Origin of the sequence: Exiguobacterium sp. UBA3968 (genome assembly GCF_002385115.1) — a bacterium.
Taxonomy (GTDB): Bacteria; Bacillota; Bacilli; order Exiguobacteriales; family Exiguobacteriaceae; genus Exiguobacterium_A.
Map to the genome: position 1 here is coordinate 62805 of NZ_DGCW01000008.1, position 16247 is coordinate 79051.

General features: G+C 44.9%; 16 protein-coding genes. 4 read left to right on the forward strand and 12 right to left on the reverse strand.

Going from position 1 to position 16247, the window contains the following annotated elements; genetic code table 11:
- The first annotated feature begins 24 nt into the window (after positions 1-24).
- The 3 genes from liaF to B3S86_RS14245 are packed head-to-tail and all read left to right on the forward strand — an operon-like array spanning position 25 to position 2392.
- A complete protein-coding gene (gene liaF / locus B3S86_RS14235) occupies positions 25-744 on the forward strand; it encodes a cell wall-active antibiotics response protein LiaF (RefSeq protein ID WP_029340864.1) in 720 nt (239 codons plus the stop codon).
- Positions 741-1766 (forward strand): sensor histidine kinase, encoded by a 1026-nt coding sequence (locus tag B3S86_RS14240; protein ID WP_056063588.1) that lies wholly within the window; start codon positions 741-743, stop codon positions 1764-1766. The genes liaF and B3S86_RS14240 overlap by 4 nt, the downstream gene beginning before the upstream one ends.
- On the forward strand, positions 1763-2392 hold the full coding sequence (locus B3S86_RS14245) for a response regulator (RefSeq protein ID WP_023467256.1): 630 nt from the start codon (positions 1763-1765) through the stop codon (positions 2390-2392). Before B3S86_RS14240 ends, B3S86_RS14245 begins: the two co-directional genes overlap by 4 nt.
- A gap of 99 nt (positions 2393-2491) precedes the next feature.
- On the opposite strand, the gene B3S86_RS14250 is transcribed toward B3S86_RS14245, so the two are convergent.
- From B3S86_RS14250 to B3S86_RS14300, 11 genes are all read right to left on the reverse strand, one after another.
- Positions 2492-4183 (reverse strand): b(o/a)3-type cytochrome-c oxidase subunit 1, encoded by a 1692-nt coding sequence (locus B3S86_RS14250; protein WP_251137987.1) that lies wholly within the window; start codon positions 4181-4183, stop codon positions 2492-2494.
- Between the two features lies 1 nt (position 4184).
- Complete coding sequence (locus B3S86_RS14255; RefSeq protein ID WP_290753954.1) at positions 4185-4655, reverse strand: cytochrome c oxidase subunit II; 471 nt, start codon at positions 4653-4655, stop codon at positions 4185-4187.
- Between the two features lie 12 nt (positions 4656-4667).
- A complete protein-coding gene (locus tag B3S86_RS14260) occupies positions 4668-4781 on the reverse strand; it encodes a cytochrome C oxidase subunit II (protein WP_155960209.1) in 114 nt (37 codons plus the stop codon).
- 232 nt (positions 4782-5013) lie between these two features.
- On the reverse strand, positions 5014-5727 hold the full coding sequence (locus tag B3S86_RS14265; RefSeq protein WP_290753959.1) for a Crp/Fnr family transcriptional regulator: 714 nt from the start codon (positions 5725-5727) through the stop codon (positions 5014-5016).
- Between the two features lie 157 nt (positions 5728-5884).
- Positions 5885-7039: a CDP-glycerol glycerophosphotransferase family protein gene (locus tag B3S86_RS14270; protein WP_056063580.1), complete on the reverse strand. Its 1155-nt coding sequence runs from the start codon at positions 7037-7039 to the stop codon at positions 5885-5887.
- Positions 7040-7091: 52 nt separating this feature from the next.
- Complete coding sequence (gene tagD, locus B3S86_RS14275) at positions 7092-7481, reverse strand: glycerol-3-phosphate cytidylyltransferase (RefSeq protein WP_035412608.1); 390 nt, start codon at positions 7479-7481, stop codon at positions 7092-7094.
- 16 nt (positions 7482-7497) lie between these two features.
- Positions 7498-8667 carry a CDP-glycerol glycerophosphotransferase family protein gene (locus B3S86_RS14280; RefSeq protein ID WP_290754235.1) on the reverse strand — a complete coding sequence of 390 codons (1170 nt, stop codon included), beginning with the start codon at positions 8665-8667 and terminating at the stop codon, positions 7498-7500.
- A 62-nt stretch (positions 8668-8729) separates the two neighbouring features.
- The gene (locus B3S86_RS14285) at positions 8730-10112 is read right to left on the reverse strand and encodes an aldehyde dehydrogenase (protein WP_290753965.1); all 1383 of its coding nucleotides are present in this window, start codon (positions 10110-10112) and stop codon (positions 8730-8732) included.
- Positions 10113-10212: 100 nt separating this feature from the next.
- Positions 10213-10920, reverse strand: coding sequence for a purine-nucleoside phosphorylase (deoD, locus tag B3S86_RS14290; protein ID WP_290753968.1), 708 nt, complete (start codon positions 10918-10920; stop codon positions 10213-10215).
- Positions 10921-10944: 24 nt separating this feature from the next.
- A complete protein-coding gene (locus tag B3S86_RS14295) occupies positions 10945-11649 on the reverse strand; it encodes a response regulator transcription factor (RefSeq protein ID WP_035412600.1) in 705 nt (234 codons plus the stop codon).
- Positions 11646-13409 (reverse strand): sensor histidine kinase, encoded by a 1764-nt coding sequence (locus B3S86_RS14300; protein WP_035412597.1) that lies wholly within the window; start codon positions 13407-13409, stop codon positions 11646-11648. Before B3S86_RS14300 ends, B3S86_RS14295 begins: the two co-directional genes overlap by 4 nt.
- 197 nt (positions 13410-13606) lie before the next feature.
- Between B3S86_RS14300 and B3S86_RS14305 the strand changes: the two genes are divergently transcribed.
- Positions 13607-14896, forward strand: coding sequence for an NCS2 family permease (locus B3S86_RS14305; RefSeq protein ID WP_290753975.1), 1290 nt, complete (start codon positions 13607-13609; stop codon positions 14894-14896).
- 59 nt (positions 14897-14955) lie between these two features.
- On the opposite strand, the gene B3S86_RS14310 is transcribed toward B3S86_RS14305, so the two are convergent.
- Positions 14956-16236 carry an ABC transporter substrate-binding protein gene (locus B3S86_RS14310; protein WP_035412590.1) on the reverse strand — a complete coding sequence of 427 codons (1281 nt, stop codon included), beginning with the start codon at positions 16234-16236 and terminating at the stop codon, positions 14956-14958.
- Positions 16237-16247 lie beyond the last annotated feature (11 nt).

Consider the following 16247-nt stretch of genomic DNA (forward strand, 5'->3'; position numbering starts at 1 on the left):
GTCATGTTAGAAAGGAGATTGATCGTGCGACGATTAAGTACGAAACAACTGGTCGGTTACGTATCGATCCTGTTCGCCCTTGGTCTATTCTATGACCTATTATCCGGTGCAGGAAATGTATTGTTCGGTGTCTTATTCCCTTTCCTGCTGTATTACGTCGGGATTCATTTCCGGCGGCGCAATCATGAAAAACTAGCGATCCTCTTTTATATCGTCGGTACGATCATTCTTGCTGGCGTCGTCCTCAGTTCGGCTGCCATCGGTTTTGTCATTGCCGGAATTTTGCTCTATCTTGGGATCATTCTTGTGACACGGCATTCTGTCCGTGAATTTTTGTTTTCACGGATTGCCCCCCATCAATATGAAGAGGAAGGCATCAAGATTCAACCAGCTTACTCCTTCTCGACCCAGGCCGATGCACCGTATGTCTTACAGGACTTAAGTGAACAGTTCATCGTCAAGGATTTAGAAATCGATTTGACGCATGCCTATGTCCCGGAAGGTGAAACATTGATCGTCGTCAGTGGCGTCGTCGGGGACGTCCGGATTCTTTTACCGTCCGGTTATGATTATACGCTCGACACGTCGATCGGCTTCGGAAGCGTCAAGACGGACATCCGCCGTATTCCGACCTTCTTCAATCGACGCATTCAATTCCGAGCACCAGAATATGGTGAAGCGACGCGGAAGGTTCGTATTCATGTCATGCTCGGTATTGGCAACGTGGAGGTGTCTTCGATATGAAGCGTGATCAATTTCCGCTTGGTGTCATCGCTCTGCAAGTCATGACGGGCTTCTTGACAGCCGTCATGACGACGTTGTTATTCTTAAGTACACGCCAAGTCGATTGGCATGTTCTCTTCGTCCGTCAGCAAGACTTTCCTGTCCTTTTACTCGTCATCGGACTCTCATTACTACTGCCGCTTGCTATCGGTAGCATGCATTATTTTTTCTTGCGTCGTGACTTCAAGCGTGTCACGACTGCCATCATCGAACTGGAGCAAGGAAAAGATGTCACAATTGTTCCCGGTCCCTATTTTCATACATTGACACGCCTGTCACGAATTGGAAAACGTATTGACGAGCAAGTCGAGACCGTTCAAAAGATCAGCACGCGTCCGCAGCACGTCGAACAGGTACGGATTCAAGCTGTCACCGAAGAACGCAAGCGACTCGCACGTGATTTACACGACTCCGTTTCACAACAACTTTATGCCATCTCGATGATGACGACAGCAGCCAAACAGACGATTTTGTCTCAACCTGAAGCTGCTGCCAAACAAATCGAAATGGTCGAGACGATGGCACAAACGGCACAGTCTGAAATGCGTTCGCTCTTACTTCAACTTCGCCCCGTCGAACTCGAAGGGATGACGTTACAACAAGGACTTTCTCAACTGCTCGAAGAATTATCTAGAAAGCAGTCCACACAATTGAGTTGGAAGTTAGAAGAGATGTCACTCCCACGACAAATCGAAAACGAGTTGTTCCGGATCGTTCAAGAAGGATTAACGAATGCCTTACGTCACGCGAAAGCGTCCCATATGGATATCGAGCTCCGAGAATTCAACGAAACAATTATCCTGAGCATGAATGATGATGGTGTTGGATTTGTTGTGGATGAAAAAAAACTTGCCTCTTATGGCATCAATTCGATGCGAGAACGAACGGCTGAGATGGGTGGAACGATTCGTCTCGTCAGTGTTCCTGGACAAGGAACCCAAATCGAAGTAAAACTTAGAAAAGATCGGATGGTGCAAGTATGATACGCGTATTATTAGTAGATGACCACGAGATGGTCCGGGCCGGTGTGTCTGCTTTCCTTTCCACACAACCAGACATCGAGGTCGTCGCTGAAGCTTCGGATGGTCAAGCGGGAGCCTTGCTGGCGCTCGAACACCGACCGGATGTCATCTTGATGGATTTAGTGATGGAGCCAGTTGATGGCGTCGAAGGAACCCGGTTGATCCGCAAAGACTGGCCGGAAGCAAAAATTCTCGTCGTGACGAGTTTTCTTGATGACGAGAAAGTCTATCCTGTCATTGAAGCGGGTGCGATGAGTTACGTTTTAAAGACAGCTAGCGCCTTTGACATCGCAGAAGCGATTCGCAAGACAGCAAACGGTCAATCCGTCATGGCAGCACAAGTGACCGGTAAAATGATGGAACGTCTTCGTCGTCCTACGACACACTTACATGATGACTTAACGGAACGTGAGCAGGAAGTTCTTCAATTGATGGCTCGTGGTATGGCGAACCAAGAGATTGCGGACGAATTATTCATTTCCTTAAAAACCGTAAAAACACATGTCTCGAACATCTTATCAAAACTAGATGTCGTAGACCGTACACAAGCTGTCGTCTATGCCTTCAAGCATAATCTCGTCAAATAAGATTTAGCCCTTCATTACTTATTCTTTAAGCGCATGCCAAAAACCCCGAATCGTCTCTTAGTCAGAGACCGTTCGGGGTTTTGATGTTGTACGAAACGATTACCAAAGCTTCCATCCCGGAGCGCCTGGAGGGGCGTTTTCAATCATATGCCAAATCGGTACTGTGTACGCAAACGCAATCAAAGCGAACGTTACAAAAATCCATAGCTTCCAATTTTCAAAGAAGAGTGGCGTTGCCATCGCCTCTTCTTCTGTTTCAGCAATCGGAAATTCTTCCGTTCCTTTTGGTGTACGAAATGCAAGTTGGAACATCGCATACAAGAACAATAGAATCGAGATGAATAAAATCGTCCCACCAATTGCCATGGCGACATGATATGGAATCCAGTCAGCGACGATCGAATCTTTGAAGTAGGCGGCAGGACCCGTCCGTCGTGGATTACCGAGTAGACCTGAGATATGCATTGCTGTCGACATGAAGAGCATTCCGATCGTCCAGGCAGCCGTTTGAATAAGCCCAAGACGATTCATTGCCGCTGTTAACGTTCGACCACGTAAGAGCGGGACAAGCCAGTAAGCCGTTCCAAAGAACGTCAATGCCACAGCGGCACCGACCGTGATATGAAAGTGTCCTGTGACCCATAACGTATTGTGAACGATGATGTTTAGTTGATGGGATGCGTTGATGACACCACCTGCACCTGCAGGAATGAAGAACAACATCCCGATGAACGGTGCAAGAAAACGTACATCGCGATACGGCATTTTTTTCACCCAACCAAATACCCCGGTCGCTCCTTTCCGACGACCCGCCAACTCAAAAGTCGCAAACATCGAGAAGGCTGTCATCAATGATGGAATGATGACGAGGAACGTTAAAACGACTTGGACATACTTCCAAAAAGCAGAAATCCCCGGCTCTAACAATTGATGGTGAAAACCAACCGGGAACGAAAAGAGGAGGAACAATAAAAATGACATACGTGCTAACGCGTCGGAAAAAACCTTTCCACCAACGATTTTCGGGATGACTGTATACCAGACGATGTAGGCAGGTAACAACCAGAAATAGACGAGTGGATGACCAAAGTACCAAAATAGCGTCCGGGATAGCTCGATTCCGACCTTATCCGTCCAACCAAGGGATAAGGGAAGGAGCTGAAAGAGAATCGTCGCTGCTACTCCGAGTGTCGCAACCACCCATAATAAGGCAGTCATAATACTCATGTATGCTTGAAGTGGTGGATGAACGCCAGGGTGTTCCCGTTTATAATCAGCATACATACGGAACATGGCACCAGAAGCAATCCACGTTCCGACGACGAAGATGACGAGTCCAATATAAAATACTGGATGTGCCTTGAGTGGTGCATAGAATGTATAGAGGACGGAAGCTTCTCCTGCAAGTACCATCCATGTGACGAGGATGACACCAAGGATCATGAACCAGAATCCAACCCACCCGAGACGTCGAGGAAAGTCTTCGAAACGTCCAAAGGATTGACCTAAAAATGAAAAAAGTAATCCAAATATGAATAATGTCGTAAAGACGATCGCAAGCATTAACCCGTGGGCAGTGAGAAGCTCATAGTAGCCGACTCCAGCAATTTCTGGAATGACACCTGTCCGCACCATCGTTTGCAACAATCCACATAAACCACCAATCAATAAGGCAACGAGTGAAAAACTAACATGCGCGAAAGCGAGCTTCGCTTCCTTAATTCCGATGACGGTAGCAGGCAGACCACGCTCCATCTCGAACTGTCTTAATTTTTTTGAAATGGCATTCATCTTATTCCACCACCTTGATTTTGGTTGCCATCATATGATGACCCGATCCACAGTATTCATTACAGACGACCAAATACTCGCCAGCTTCCTTGAATGTATATTCAATGGAATTGATATGACCAGGAATGACCATCATATTGACATTCGTCTTGACAATTTCAAAGCCATGGACGACATCTTTTGATGTCACCAAAAAATCAACCGTTGCCCCTTTGGGAATGACCATATCTTTTGGTGTGAATTGGAACGCTTGTGCGACGATGATCGCTTCGTATCGGTCGTCATCGATTTTTTTTAGTCCTGGCTTGTCGAATGGTTTCGTTTGATCAACTTTCGTCGGATCAATCAATGTTGCATCGGATGGCGGTTGATTTCCGGATGCAAAAGCGGATACGCCGATGATGGTTAAAAAGACGCCAAGCATCACTGCTCCAAAAATCAGCCAGATTTTTTCTAGACGATGAATATGCATTGTGACTCCCCCTTACCGTGATAAGAATAATAGAAAGATTGAGCTCCACATCCCAATGATGATACCTGCTACGATCAGGACGGCAATAAATGTTCCTTTGAGGTTTGATTCTGATTTTTGGTCCATGGTGATTACTCCTCTCCTGCTTTGAACTTGTCTTTATTGTAAGAATTCAGCAAGTTCGGAAACTGTGATATATATCACTTCAAATGTGAAGAATCCGCACTTTTCTTTCTAAAAACACACAAAAAGTTCACATCTGAACAAGAGAAGGAGGCACGACTCATCTACAAAAAAAACAATCCATACATGAGACAGAAAATTCTGCTTCACGTTTGAATTGTTTGTACACTATCTATTAAATTCGACAAACACCTGCTGGGCATCCTTCACAATGACACAGATCACGCAGATATTGTGCATCATGAATGATGATTTCTTTTGGCGTCATCGAAATGACACCTTCTTTTTTCCACTGGGAGAACATCCGATTGACCGTTTCACGCGGTGCGCCAATCAATTGACCAAACTCCCCATCGGATGGACGTTGTGCAAGACGGTAGGTTTCTCCTACTTGTTCCCCTTCCATCGCGATGAGACGAAGTAACGTCGAAGCTAACGCACCCGGTTTTCCGAACAATAGCAAGTCGCGCAATTTAGTCTCCGTCTGTTTCCGCATCAATGCTTGCCACCGCATGATCTCAAGCGCAAAAGTACCATCCTTTCTCATGAGTTCCTCTAATTTTTCTTTTGAGAGGAAACCGATGATACTATCCTCCATCGTCTCGATACTGTATGAACTCGGAAAAGCTTCTCCTACATCAAATTCACCAAATAGATCCCCTTTGAAATATAAGAACATGAGTAATGGACTGCCTTTTTTCGTCAACTTCGATAGTTTGACGCCTCCTTGTTTCACATAAAACAACTTGTCGTTCATTTCCCCTTCCCAACAGACGATGGAATCCTTTTTGAACGTCGTTTCCGTCATGAAGCTCTCTAGTAACGTTCTTGTCTCAGGTGATAAGATGAATGTATTCGCTTCAGTCGTTCCACAAGTCAGCATATCCATTTCTCCTCTCCTTTTCTTCTGCTTTTAGTATAGAACATCACAGTTCAAAAGAATGGATTTTCAAAAGATTGTCAAACTTTGTTCAATGTTTCACATTATTTTTGAAAAAGTATCTGACGACCGCTTTCTAAAACTAAAGCAATCGTCAGATATAGTATTACATACCTGTTCCGTAATAATGATGAACGATTCGTTCAACTGCTTGACCTGGTGGGTGATCATACCAACTTGTTTGGAATTCTTGCATGTGCTGACGGCACTCTTCAAGTATCGCGTCAGACACGATCCACTCCATCAATTGTGCAATCTGCTCCGTCTGTCGCACCGGTAATGGTTTTGGATACTGATCGACAAGTCCTGGTAGTTGTCGATATGTATCGATGTCCGGTGTGTATAAGAACGTTGGAACCTCAAGAAGACAGCTTTCAAATGGAATCGACGAATAGTCGGTCACCAGAACATCCGTGATGAGCAAATAATCATTGATCTGATACGTGTCATCCACAAGATGTATATGGGCGGAACGATAGGTCGAAAGCGCTCGGATCGTCGGATGTAACTTAACAAGAATCGTCCAGCCTGTTTTAGCCAGTTGTTCAAATTGTTGAATCGTGTGATCTTCCGTTCCTTTATATTCGCGGTAAGTCGGGGCATACAATAGAATCCGGCGGTCGGGTTTTACATAACGTTCTTTTAAATCAAGCGCCCGATGTTCCCGCTGAACCTCATCATACCAATAATCCGTCCGCGGCATGCCGAACGGTTTAAAATGAGATCGTTTTAAATCATGCGGTGCCATGAATTGTGTCGCACAACGCATCCCCGGCACGATGAAATCACCATATTCCTGATAGACACGTCGGAACCGATTTCGTATCCGTTCCGATACGAACAGGCTTTTCGAAGAAGTTAGTCCAAACTGCTTTAACGTTCCGCCGGCATGCCATAGCTGGATACGCCGTGTTCCACGTCGCGTTTTAGCAACACTGAATTCCGCAACATAATTATCGACGAAAACCGTCCGGGAGGTCGCAAGTAAATATGCGAGTCTGACGAACCGTAATCGACGAAAGCGAAGCATTCGGTCTGACTTCCATAAATCCGGCTGCTTCATGAAATGGTGATCATATACAAGATACCGTTTCTCATTTGGCAATTCCTGCGCCAAGCGATCATTAACAGGTTTTGCGTTATCCCCGTATGTCATCCAAAATAAAGTGACGGGGCGAAGCGGTAACAACCGAAAGACACCATAACAAATACGAAACAACAATAAATAGACCCATACGATTCCTTCTCTAACCACTTTCATCCTGCCCTTCTACGAAGAAAGACCGCACGTCGTCGTGTGGTCTCCTCTTCAATCACTTCGAAGCTAATTCCGTTTTAATCTGACTCGTAGAAATACCCTCAGTTCGGCTAAGGTAAACGACTTCACAATGCTCTTTTAAGAAATCGAACTCGCCTTTCCAATCATCACCCATGACGAAGAGGTCGACGTTATGCTTCTTCACATCTTCTACTTTTTGATCCCAGCTGTTTTCCGGAATGACTTCATCCACATAACGGATGGCTTCAAGAATCATCTTTCGATTCTCGAAATTATGGTAGGACTGCTTATGTTTCAAACGGTTGAATTCGTCCGTTGAAATCGCAACGATAAGATAGTCTCCCATCGCTTTTGCGCGTTTTAAGATGTTGATATGACCCCAGTGTAATAAATCAAATGTTCCGTACGTAATAACCTTCTTCATGATTCTGCTCTCCCTTTTATCCGTGAATTCTCTTTATGATCGTCTTCATCGCCCGTTCTGAAGCCTGTCCATCATCCCATTGACAATACGTCTCTTGGAACGCTCGAAATGCTGACGCATACCGTGTGTGCCAATCATCTAACTGGTTCAGCTCTTCAAACAGTGCTGTTTCAGTCGACAACAATGGTCCCGGTGCCTCCTGCTCAAAATCGAAGTAAAATCCACGCAACTGATCTCGATAATGTTCTAAATCATACGTATAGAATAAAATCGGACGAGATAAGTGCGCAAAATCAAACATGACAGAAGAATAATCCGTGATCAAGGCGTCCGACGCCAGATAGAGCTCCGCGATATCCGGGTAGTCCGATGTATTTCGAACGGATGGATAAGCAGTGACGTCGAGACGACTTCCGACTAAATAGTGCATTCGGACAAGCAGAACGTATTCATCCCCAAATCGCTTTTCAAATTCATTTAGCGAAAAAGGTAGCTCAAATGAATATTTCCCTTGACCTTCGAATGCATTATCTCGCCAAGTTGGTGCATACAACAAGACTTTTTTTGAATGATCAATATCATAGTGGCGATATACTGCTTCTTTGATTTTAGCATGTCGCGCCTCTTGATAAAATATATCATTTCGAGGATACCCAATTTCTAGCATCTCACCTTCAAATGCAAATGCCCGTCTAAATATTGAACTGGAATAGGCATTGGGTGAAACTAAGCTAGACCATTTTGCTGCTTCCTGCTTAAATCCTTGTTTATATCGTTCGGTTGTCGTATTCGCCATTTGGACATCATCCATATCAAGCGCTAGTTTCTTGAGCGGTGTGCCATGCCAAGTTTGGAGATAAAACGTTTTTTCCGGTTTGATCAACCAACCCGGTAACCGACTGTTTGATACCCAGACCCGTGACGTCGCAAGTAAATAAATCCAGCGGAACGTCAACCGATCTACTGTCTTGACATTTGGTGGAAATGCAACACCTCGTTGCTTGCTGAAAATCAACTCACACTCCGGATGCATCGCGCGCATCAATTCATAAATGGCACGCGGACTGTCACTATATTGTTTTCCGAGAAAACTCTCGAAAAGAATTCGCTTACGTTTTTGTGGCAACCATGTAAAGACTCTCATGACGGTACGAAGACCGCGTTCAATCAAGCCTGTTCGTTTCATCCACTGTTTTACTTGATGTTTCAAGTGAAGAGCTCCTTCTTAAGTCAATTAATCACAGCTCATCATAACAAAAAGCGCATCCATTTGGAATTGCTATTTGTTCGCATGTAGCGGAACGGTAATTCAAATGCCGTCGTATTTTTGACGATTCCTTTCCGATGACTGAACGTCTCGAAACTATATTTGCCATGATATCCACCCATTCCACTCGCTCCGACTCCACCAAATGGTAAGTGGTGCTGTGCGACATGCATCAATGTGTCATTGACGCATCCACCACCAAACGAAATTCGCTCAAGGACGCGATGCTCGATGGCTTTATTCTCTGTGAATAGATAAAGCGCAAGCGGCTTATCACGATCATTGACGAATGTAATAACTTCTTCGATTTCACGGTATGTTAACACCGGTAGGATCGGTCCGAAGATTTCGTCTTGCATCAATGGAGCATCCGTTACTACACCAGTCATGACGGTCGGCGCCATCTTGCGTGTTTCCGGATCCACTTGTCCACCGAATTCGATCGTTCCTTGCGTTAAATAATTGCTTAAACGATTCAAATGATCGTCCGATACGATTTTAACGTATGAAGAGACGCCTACGCCGTTTCCGTACTGTTTGAAGGCTTCTTCTTCTATCAGTTGTAAGAAGCGTTCTTTGACGTCTTCATGAATCAATACATAATCCGGAGCGATACATGTCTGTCCCGCATTCAACCATTTTCCCCATGCGATCCGCTTCGCTGCTAGACGAAGGTCTGCATCCTTGTGCACGATCGTCGGAGATTTTCCACCTAGTTCAAGCGTGACTGGCGTCAGGTGCTTCGCCGCAGCCTGATGTACGATTTTTCCGACGCGTGTGGAACCCGTAAAGAAGATATAGTCAAAACGCTCGTTTAATAAGGCACTGCTAACTTCAGCATCCCCTTCTATGACGATTCCGAATCGTTCATGGAATGCCGTTTCAAAGACTTCTCGTAATACGCGAGAGACATTCGGTGTCAACTCGGATGGTTTAAGGACGACCGTATTCCCGGCTGCAATCGCACCAATGACAGGAGCAAGTGCGAGCTGGAAGGGATAGTTCCATGGTGCAATCACAAGCACATTGCCATAAGGTTCGTATTGGATTTCACTTTTCGACCCGATATGCAGAAGCGGTGTTGCGACACGTTTTGGTCTTGCCAGTCGACGGAGTTGTCTCTCCATCCGTTGAATCTCTCCGTAAACGAATCCGATTTCCGTCGTGAACGCATCATGCTGTCCTTTATTGAGATCTTGTTTTAATGCCTCATAAATCGCCGCTTCATGTGTTTCGATTGCTTGGCGTAAGAACGTTAACATACTTAAGCGGAAGGCTAGACTGCGTGTTGCCCCTGTCCGGAAAAAGTGCCGTTGTAATTGCAAGCGTTCTGAAAGAACTGTCTCTGTCATCGTTGTTTCCATCCGAGAATCTCTCCTTTAACTGGTCTATAACACTGCCTTCATCTTACCATATCTCTTTTTCGATATGAAAAAAGACGGAGAGGATTCTCCGTCTTGCTCTTTATAATTGAATCGCTGTCTCGAGCGCGACTTTCATCATGTCGTTGAATGTCGTTTGACGCTCTTCCGATGTCGTTTCTTCCCCTGTCAACAGATGATCCGAAATCGTCAAAATCGTCAATGCATTTACCTTATGTTTCGCAGCGAGCGTATACAGTCCTGCTGCTTCCATCTCGATTGCGAGGCATCCGAAATCTGCCCATTTTTTGAAATGATGAAAATCATCTTGATAGAACTGATCCGTCGTGAAGATTTGACCGACTTTTGCATCGATGCCTTGTTCTTTTGCGGTTGTATAGGCTTTATGCAACAGATCAAAAGACGCTGTCGGTGCGTAGTCTAATCCGTTAAAACGAGCGCGGTTTTGTGCCATGTCATGTGAAGCACTCATTGCGATAACGACATCGCGGACTTTAACGTCTGGAGTAATGCCACCAGCAGTACCGACACGAATCAAGTTTTTCGCACCATACGACTGAACGAGTTCGTTCGCATAGATTGACATCGATGGTACACCCATACCTGTTCCTTGAACAGAAACTTTTTTACCCTTATAAGTACCTGTAAAACCATACATTCCTCGAACTTCATTGTAGAGAACAACATCCTCTAAAAACGTTTCGGCGATGTATTTAGCCCGTAACGGATCTCCTGGAAGTAAGACCGTTTCGGCGATTTGTCCTTCAGCTGCGTTAATGTGTACACTCATGTACGATTCCTCCTCGATAGTCGTTTAAATCGACAACAATTCACGAAACTCGTTCGGTGTGACACCGAATTGTTTTTTGAACACTTTCCGAAAATACTTATCGTCCTGATATCCGACTTCAAGCGCAATTTCATAAATACGCGCTTCCGTCTCGCTCAACAATTCCTTCGCCCGATTCAAACGAATTGTTTGAATGTAATCAGATAAGTTAACAGAAAAACGCTGTTTGAAGCGCCGTGATATATACTCTCGGCTCAAGTAAAACCGTTCGCTCATGAATTGTAGTGTCAATTCTTCCGCATAATGCGTTTCGATGTATTTTGCGATTTGATCAATCGCTTCCCCTGATTCCACTACCGGATGGATACATTCCATCGCGCGGGACAAGGCATCATTGAGTACATCTGGATCAACTGGCTTCAATAAATAATCAAAGGATTGATGCAAAATGGCACGCCGCATATACGTATAATCATCATACCCTGTCAGCACGATCGTGACGACCTTTGGATGATGATTTTTTGTCCATTCCAGTAACGTCAATCCGTCCAGTCCAGGCATTTCGACGTCGGTCAGCATTAAATCGATCGTTCCGGTATCCAGTAAACGTTTTGCCTCTTCCCCATGTTCCGCCTCGTATAGGTTTGAAACACGCCATCTGTCCCATTCTCCGAGCAGTTTGACCGCTTCTCGTACATGTCGTTCATCATCTACGATCAATACGTTCATGCCAAATCCCCCTTTTCATATGGAATCCGAATCACGATTTTGAATCCTCCCTCCGTCACTGGAGAAGAGAGGGTCATACTTGCTTCCTCCCCGTAAAATATCAAGAGACGTTCGTAGATATTGTGGAGACCGATCCCGCTCGTCTCGAGATCCTCTGGACTACGATGCATCCGCATTTTTCGATCAATTTCTTCAAGTCGTCCTGTTTCAAGGACGGCACCGCTATTCTCGATTTGAATGATGAGACGTCCACCATCCGTCCGTACTTTGTAGGCAAGATAGTTTTCTGTCGCCGCTAATTGTTGACGGAAGCCGTGTTTGAAATAGTTTTCAGCAAACGGTTGTAAGATCATCTTTGGTACTTCAATGTCATTGAGGTGCCAAGGGACGTCGACGATATAACGGAATCGCTCAGGAAAACGTTGCTGTTGCAGACGGATGTATGCTTGAAGATGATCGACTTCTTGTTTTAACGTTACGATCGTTTGTTCATTGTTCATCGAGTAACGCATCATTTGCGATAATCCGGTGATGGAGCGGTACGCGATCTTCCGGTCCCCTTGTAACGTCGTCGTTCCGATCGATTGCAAGGCGTTGAATAAAAAGTGAGGATTGAGTTGAGATTGTAAGGCTCGAAGCTCATTCGTCCGATTTTCGAGCGCCAATCGATATTCCCGTTTAATCAAACGATCGATCCGTTGAATCATGCGTTGGAACTGACGATTGAGTAATCCAATCTCGTCATTCGTCGTGGCAACGAACGGTGCCGATAAATCACCCTGTTCGACTCGCCAGACGTTTGCCGTCAACTGTTTAATCGGTTTCGTGATTTGCATGGCAACCAGACTCGCGGCAATAATCATGACGATAAGAGAAGCGAGACCAATCAGTACGAGAATCAATGCCGTCTCGTTTGCCCCTTGGATGACGGATGCATAAGGAATCCGTTTGATCAGTGTCAACGGGATTCCGTTCGTCATCGTTTTCGAGTAGACGATGAACGATTTTCCGACACGTAGACTTCCACTCTGTCCAGTGAATTGGTCGGTAGGTAGGTCCATCTTTGCTCCAGTCTGTGCCAGAACACGTTGATCGGTCATCAGCCACAGCGACTCATCCGGATCATTCTCGAACAATTTTAATTGCTGTTCAAATACCCGAACCGGAATATCGACTGAGAGGAACCCAAGCGGCTCATCCGTCTCGACACGATCAATCCGATAACGAAAACTGACGACTTGTTTCTCATCGAGAATCATCGTATGCACATTGTACGGCTCGATCGGGTGAGCTCCGTCAATCAACCAACTGTTTTTTTGTTTCATTAATCGAAAATAATCCGTTTCTTGCATCCAATCAAATGTTCCTCGACTCGTCGTTTTCATATTGTAAACCGAATACTCTGAATAGCCATTCAAGATGACGAAATGTAACTGCTCAATATCCTGTCGGGATAAAAATAGACCTAACATCGCCCGCGAGACGACTCCATCGGATTCGTCTAGTTCCTGATCCGCTCCGACACGCATGATGTTCATCAACGAGCGATTCGCATATAAACTCGTTGATAGACGTCGAATATCCTCTATATAATGAGTCACCTGTGTATTTCCCCGAGTCAACACGTTCAGGCTAGAATGTTCTGCCTGTTCGATGTTCTGGTGTCGTACATAAAGATAGGAAATCGAAGTCGCGAGGGCTGTCGGAATTAAGATCGCTAAGACAACGAGACGAATCAAACGTGTCCGGATACTTTTCATAAAAGGCGCCCCCATCCTTTTTCTTGTAATCAATCGTATCATAACCTTGAATTCGCTTACATCATTTCCTGATATTCTCTTTCAGGATTGCAATAATAAATTATTTTTTCTTTCGACTTGATTCCGAATGAATTTTACTATAATATCATCAATGTTCGTCTTTTAACCAATTTGTTATGAAGGTGGTTCTTTTATCCATGTTTAAACTTGCCGCACACCAAACAACCGTAAAACGTGAAATCCAAGCCGGATTTGTAACGTTTATTACGATGGCATACATTTTGCTCGTCAATCCGACGATTTTAGCAGATGCCGGTATCCCTCAAGCCCAAGCTTTTTCTGCGACGATCATCGCTACATTGATCGGTACACTTTTAATGGGGTTCTATGCGAATCTACCGATCGCAGTCGCACCCGGAATGGGACTCAACGCGTACTTCACATATACACTTGTCGTCGGTGAAAAAATTCCATATCAAACAGCACTTTCAGTCGTGTTCGTCGCTGGTGTCATCTTCTTATTGTTGTCACTCTCGCCGATCCGTACGAAACTGATCGAAATCATTCCGATGACCTTAAAGCTTGCCATCACGGGTGGAATCGGTCTCTTCATCGCTTCACTTGGTCTCAAGATGTCAGGAATTCTCATTGGTAGTGAAGATACACTGGTCACGATTGGTGCCTTGACGTCACCAGAAGCGCTGATCACACTCATCGGGTTATTAGTTGCTGCGATCTTGACAATCAAACGGGTACCAGGAGCTATCCTTTACGCCATGATCCTTTCTGGTGTGATCGCATTTTTGACAGGTGAATTAAAGTTCTCAGATTCCTTCGTCGCGTTACCAACGTTACCGGAAGGATTGATCATCACTAATCCGTTCAACGCCATTCAGGACGTATTTCAGTACGGGCTATTCAGCGGCGTCCTCTCCTTCGTGCTCGTAACGATGTTTGACACGACAGGTACGATGGTCGCTGTCGGTGAACAAGCTGGATTGATTGAAGAAGATGGATCATTGAAAAATAGTGAACGCGCACTATTATCTGATTCGACTGCGATGGTTGCCGGTTCCTTGTTCGGAACAAGTCCAACAACTGCTTATGTAGAATCTGCAGCAGGTGTTGCTGCGGGTGGTCGGGCTGGACTCACGTCCGTGACGGTCGGGATACTCTTCGCATTATCTGCCATCTTTGGACCGTTCGTTCAATCGATTTCAAGTGTTCCCGCGATTACCGCACCCGCGTTGATTTTAGTCGGTGCCTTTATGATTCAAAACATCAAACAGATTCCATGGGGTGATTTCAGTGAAGCTTTCACAGCTTTCCTTGTCATCTTGATCATGCCGTTATCCGGTAGCATCGCAACCGGTATCGCATTCGGCTTCATCGTTTATCCGATCATGAAAGCCATCCAAAAAGAGCGCGTCCATCCACTCATCTATGTATTTGCGCTTCTCTTCTTCATCCAATTATTTTTCCTATAATAAAAAAACATGCCTTTCCGTCAGTTGATCGGAACAGGCATGTTTTTTTGAATCACTTCTTATTTCTTCATTTTGTCCCATGTTTTCGTGAAATCTTGTAGCATCTCGTCAGCTGTTTTTTGCTTACCGACGTATGCCTGCATGATCGCACCAAACTCGTTTACTGCACCATCCGGATACTTGAACCAGTTCCATGAGATCGTTTTACCAGCTTTCGAGTACGCTTGGATATCATCTGCAAGCGGTCCTAAATCTTTTGCTTCGATTGATTTGAAGGCCGGAATAAACTTGAATTTGTTGACCATGTAGTCTTTTCCTGTATCAGATGTCGCCATCCACTCGAGGAATTTTTTTGCTTCTGCTTTATTCTTCGAGTTTTTATTGACGACCCAGTTATTTGGTACGCCAACAGGGAGACGATCCATTTTTTCTTTATCGTCATTGATTGGCATCGGGATGAAGCCCATATTGATATCCGGATTCACATCTGTGATCAATTGCTGTGCCCAGTTCCCTTGTTGAATCATCGCTGTCTTACCTTCAGCGAACTGAGAAACTTGTGTGTTGTAATCCGTCGTTAACGGATTTTTATTCCCGTACTTAATCGTCAAATCAAACAGATTCATGAATTCCTTGAACTGTTTGTTATCTTCGAATTTAGCTTTTCCAGCATTCAAGTCCGCGATGAACTGATCTGGATCATCCTGCTGTGCGACCGGAATGTTCATTAGGTGGTTTCCAAGAATCCACCACTCTCCATATCCGATCGAAAACGGCGTCACACCATCTGCTTTCAACTTTTTAGATGCATCCGTTAATTCCGTTAATGTTTTTGGAAGCTCTGTGATGCCTGCTTTTTTGAAGATATCTTTGTTGTAGATGAAGCCGTATCCTTCAAGGTTCATCGGCATGCCGTATAACTTTCCATCAATCGTCATCGGCTCTTTTGATAGGTCCGTTAGATCACCGACCCATTTTTCGTCTGACAAATCTTCTAATTTATCCTGCCATGTTTTTGCTTCCGTAAAGCCACCGTTGTTAAAGACATCCGGTTCATTCCCAGAGGCAAACTGCGACTTCAAGGCAGCACCATAATCCGATCCACCACCAACTGTTTGTACGACGACTTTCGTCCCCGTCTCCTTCTCATACGCTTTTGCCATTTTTTCCATGTCTTTTGCGATTTCAGCCTTGAATTGGAATACGTTGAGCGTCTTACCATCTTTTGAACCACTATCTTTCGAGTCATCGCTATTCAATGTACCGCCACCACATGCTGCCAAAGCGACGACCATCGCCGTTGTGACGACAGGTAATGCTGCCCATCTTCTTTTACGCATTCGGATTCCCT

Excerpts from the sequence above, each read along its gene's own strand:
- B3S86_RS14255 (WP_290753954.1), bottom strand. The coding sequence starts at position 4,655 with ATGCATATTCATCGTCTAGAAAAAATCTGGCTGATTTTTGGAGCAGTG.
- B3S86_RS14250 (WP_251137987.1), bottom strand. The coding sequence starts at position 4,183 with ATGAATGCCATTTCAAAAAAATTAAGACAGTTCGAGATGGAGCGTGGT.
- B3S86_RS14270 (WP_056063580.1), bottom strand. The coding sequence starts at position 7,039 with ATGAAAGTGGTTAGAGAAGGAATCGTATGGGTCTATTTATTGTTGTTT.
- B3S86_RS14280 (WP_290754235.1), bottom strand. The coding sequence starts at position 8,667 with ATGAAACGAACAGGCTTGATTGAACGCGGTCTTCGTACCGTCATGAGA.
- B3S86_RS14305 (WP_290753975.1), top strand. The coding sequence starts at position 13,607 with ATGTTTAAACTTGCCGCACACCAAACAACCGTAAAACGTGAAATCCAA.
- B3S86_RS14240 (WP_056063588.1), top strand. The coding sequence starts at position 741 with ATGAAGCGTGATCAATTTCCGCTTGGTGTCATCGCTCTGCAAGTCATG.
- B3S86_RS14310 (WP_035412590.1), bottom strand. The coding sequence starts at position 16,236 with ATGCGTAAAAGAAGATGGGCAGCATTACCTGTCGTCACAACGGCGATG.
- B3S86_RS14260 (WP_155960209.1), bottom strand. The coding sequence starts at position 4,781 with ATGGACCAAAAATCAGAATCAAACCTCAAAGGAACATTTATTGCCGTC.
- tagD (WP_035412608.1), bottom strand. The coding sequence starts at position 7,481 with ATGAAGAAGGTTATTACGTACGGAACATTTGATTTATTACACTGGGGT.
- B3S86_RS14300 (WP_035412597.1), bottom strand. The coding sequence starts at position 13,409 with ATGAAAAGTATCCGGACACGTTTGATTCGTCTCGTTGTCTTAGCGATC.
- B3S86_RS14295 (WP_035412600.1), bottom strand. The coding sequence starts at position 11,649 with ATGAACGTATTGATCGTAGATGATGAACGACATGTACGAGAAGCGGTC.
- deoD (WP_290753968.1), bottom strand. The coding sequence starts at position 10,920 with ATGAGTGTACACATTAACGCAGCTGAAGGACAAATCGCCGAAACGGTC.
- B3S86_RS14245 (WP_023467256.1), top strand. The coding sequence starts at position 1,763 with ATGATACGCGTATTATTAGTAGATGACCACGAGATGGTCCGGGCCGGT.
- B3S86_RS14265 (WP_290753959.1), bottom strand. The coding sequence starts at position 5,727 with ATGGATATGCTGACTTGTGGAACGACTGAAGCGAATACATTCATCTTA.
- B3S86_RS14285 (WP_290753965.1), bottom strand. The coding sequence starts at position 10,112 with ATGGAAACAACGATGACAGAGACAGTTCTTTCAGAACGCTTGCAATTA.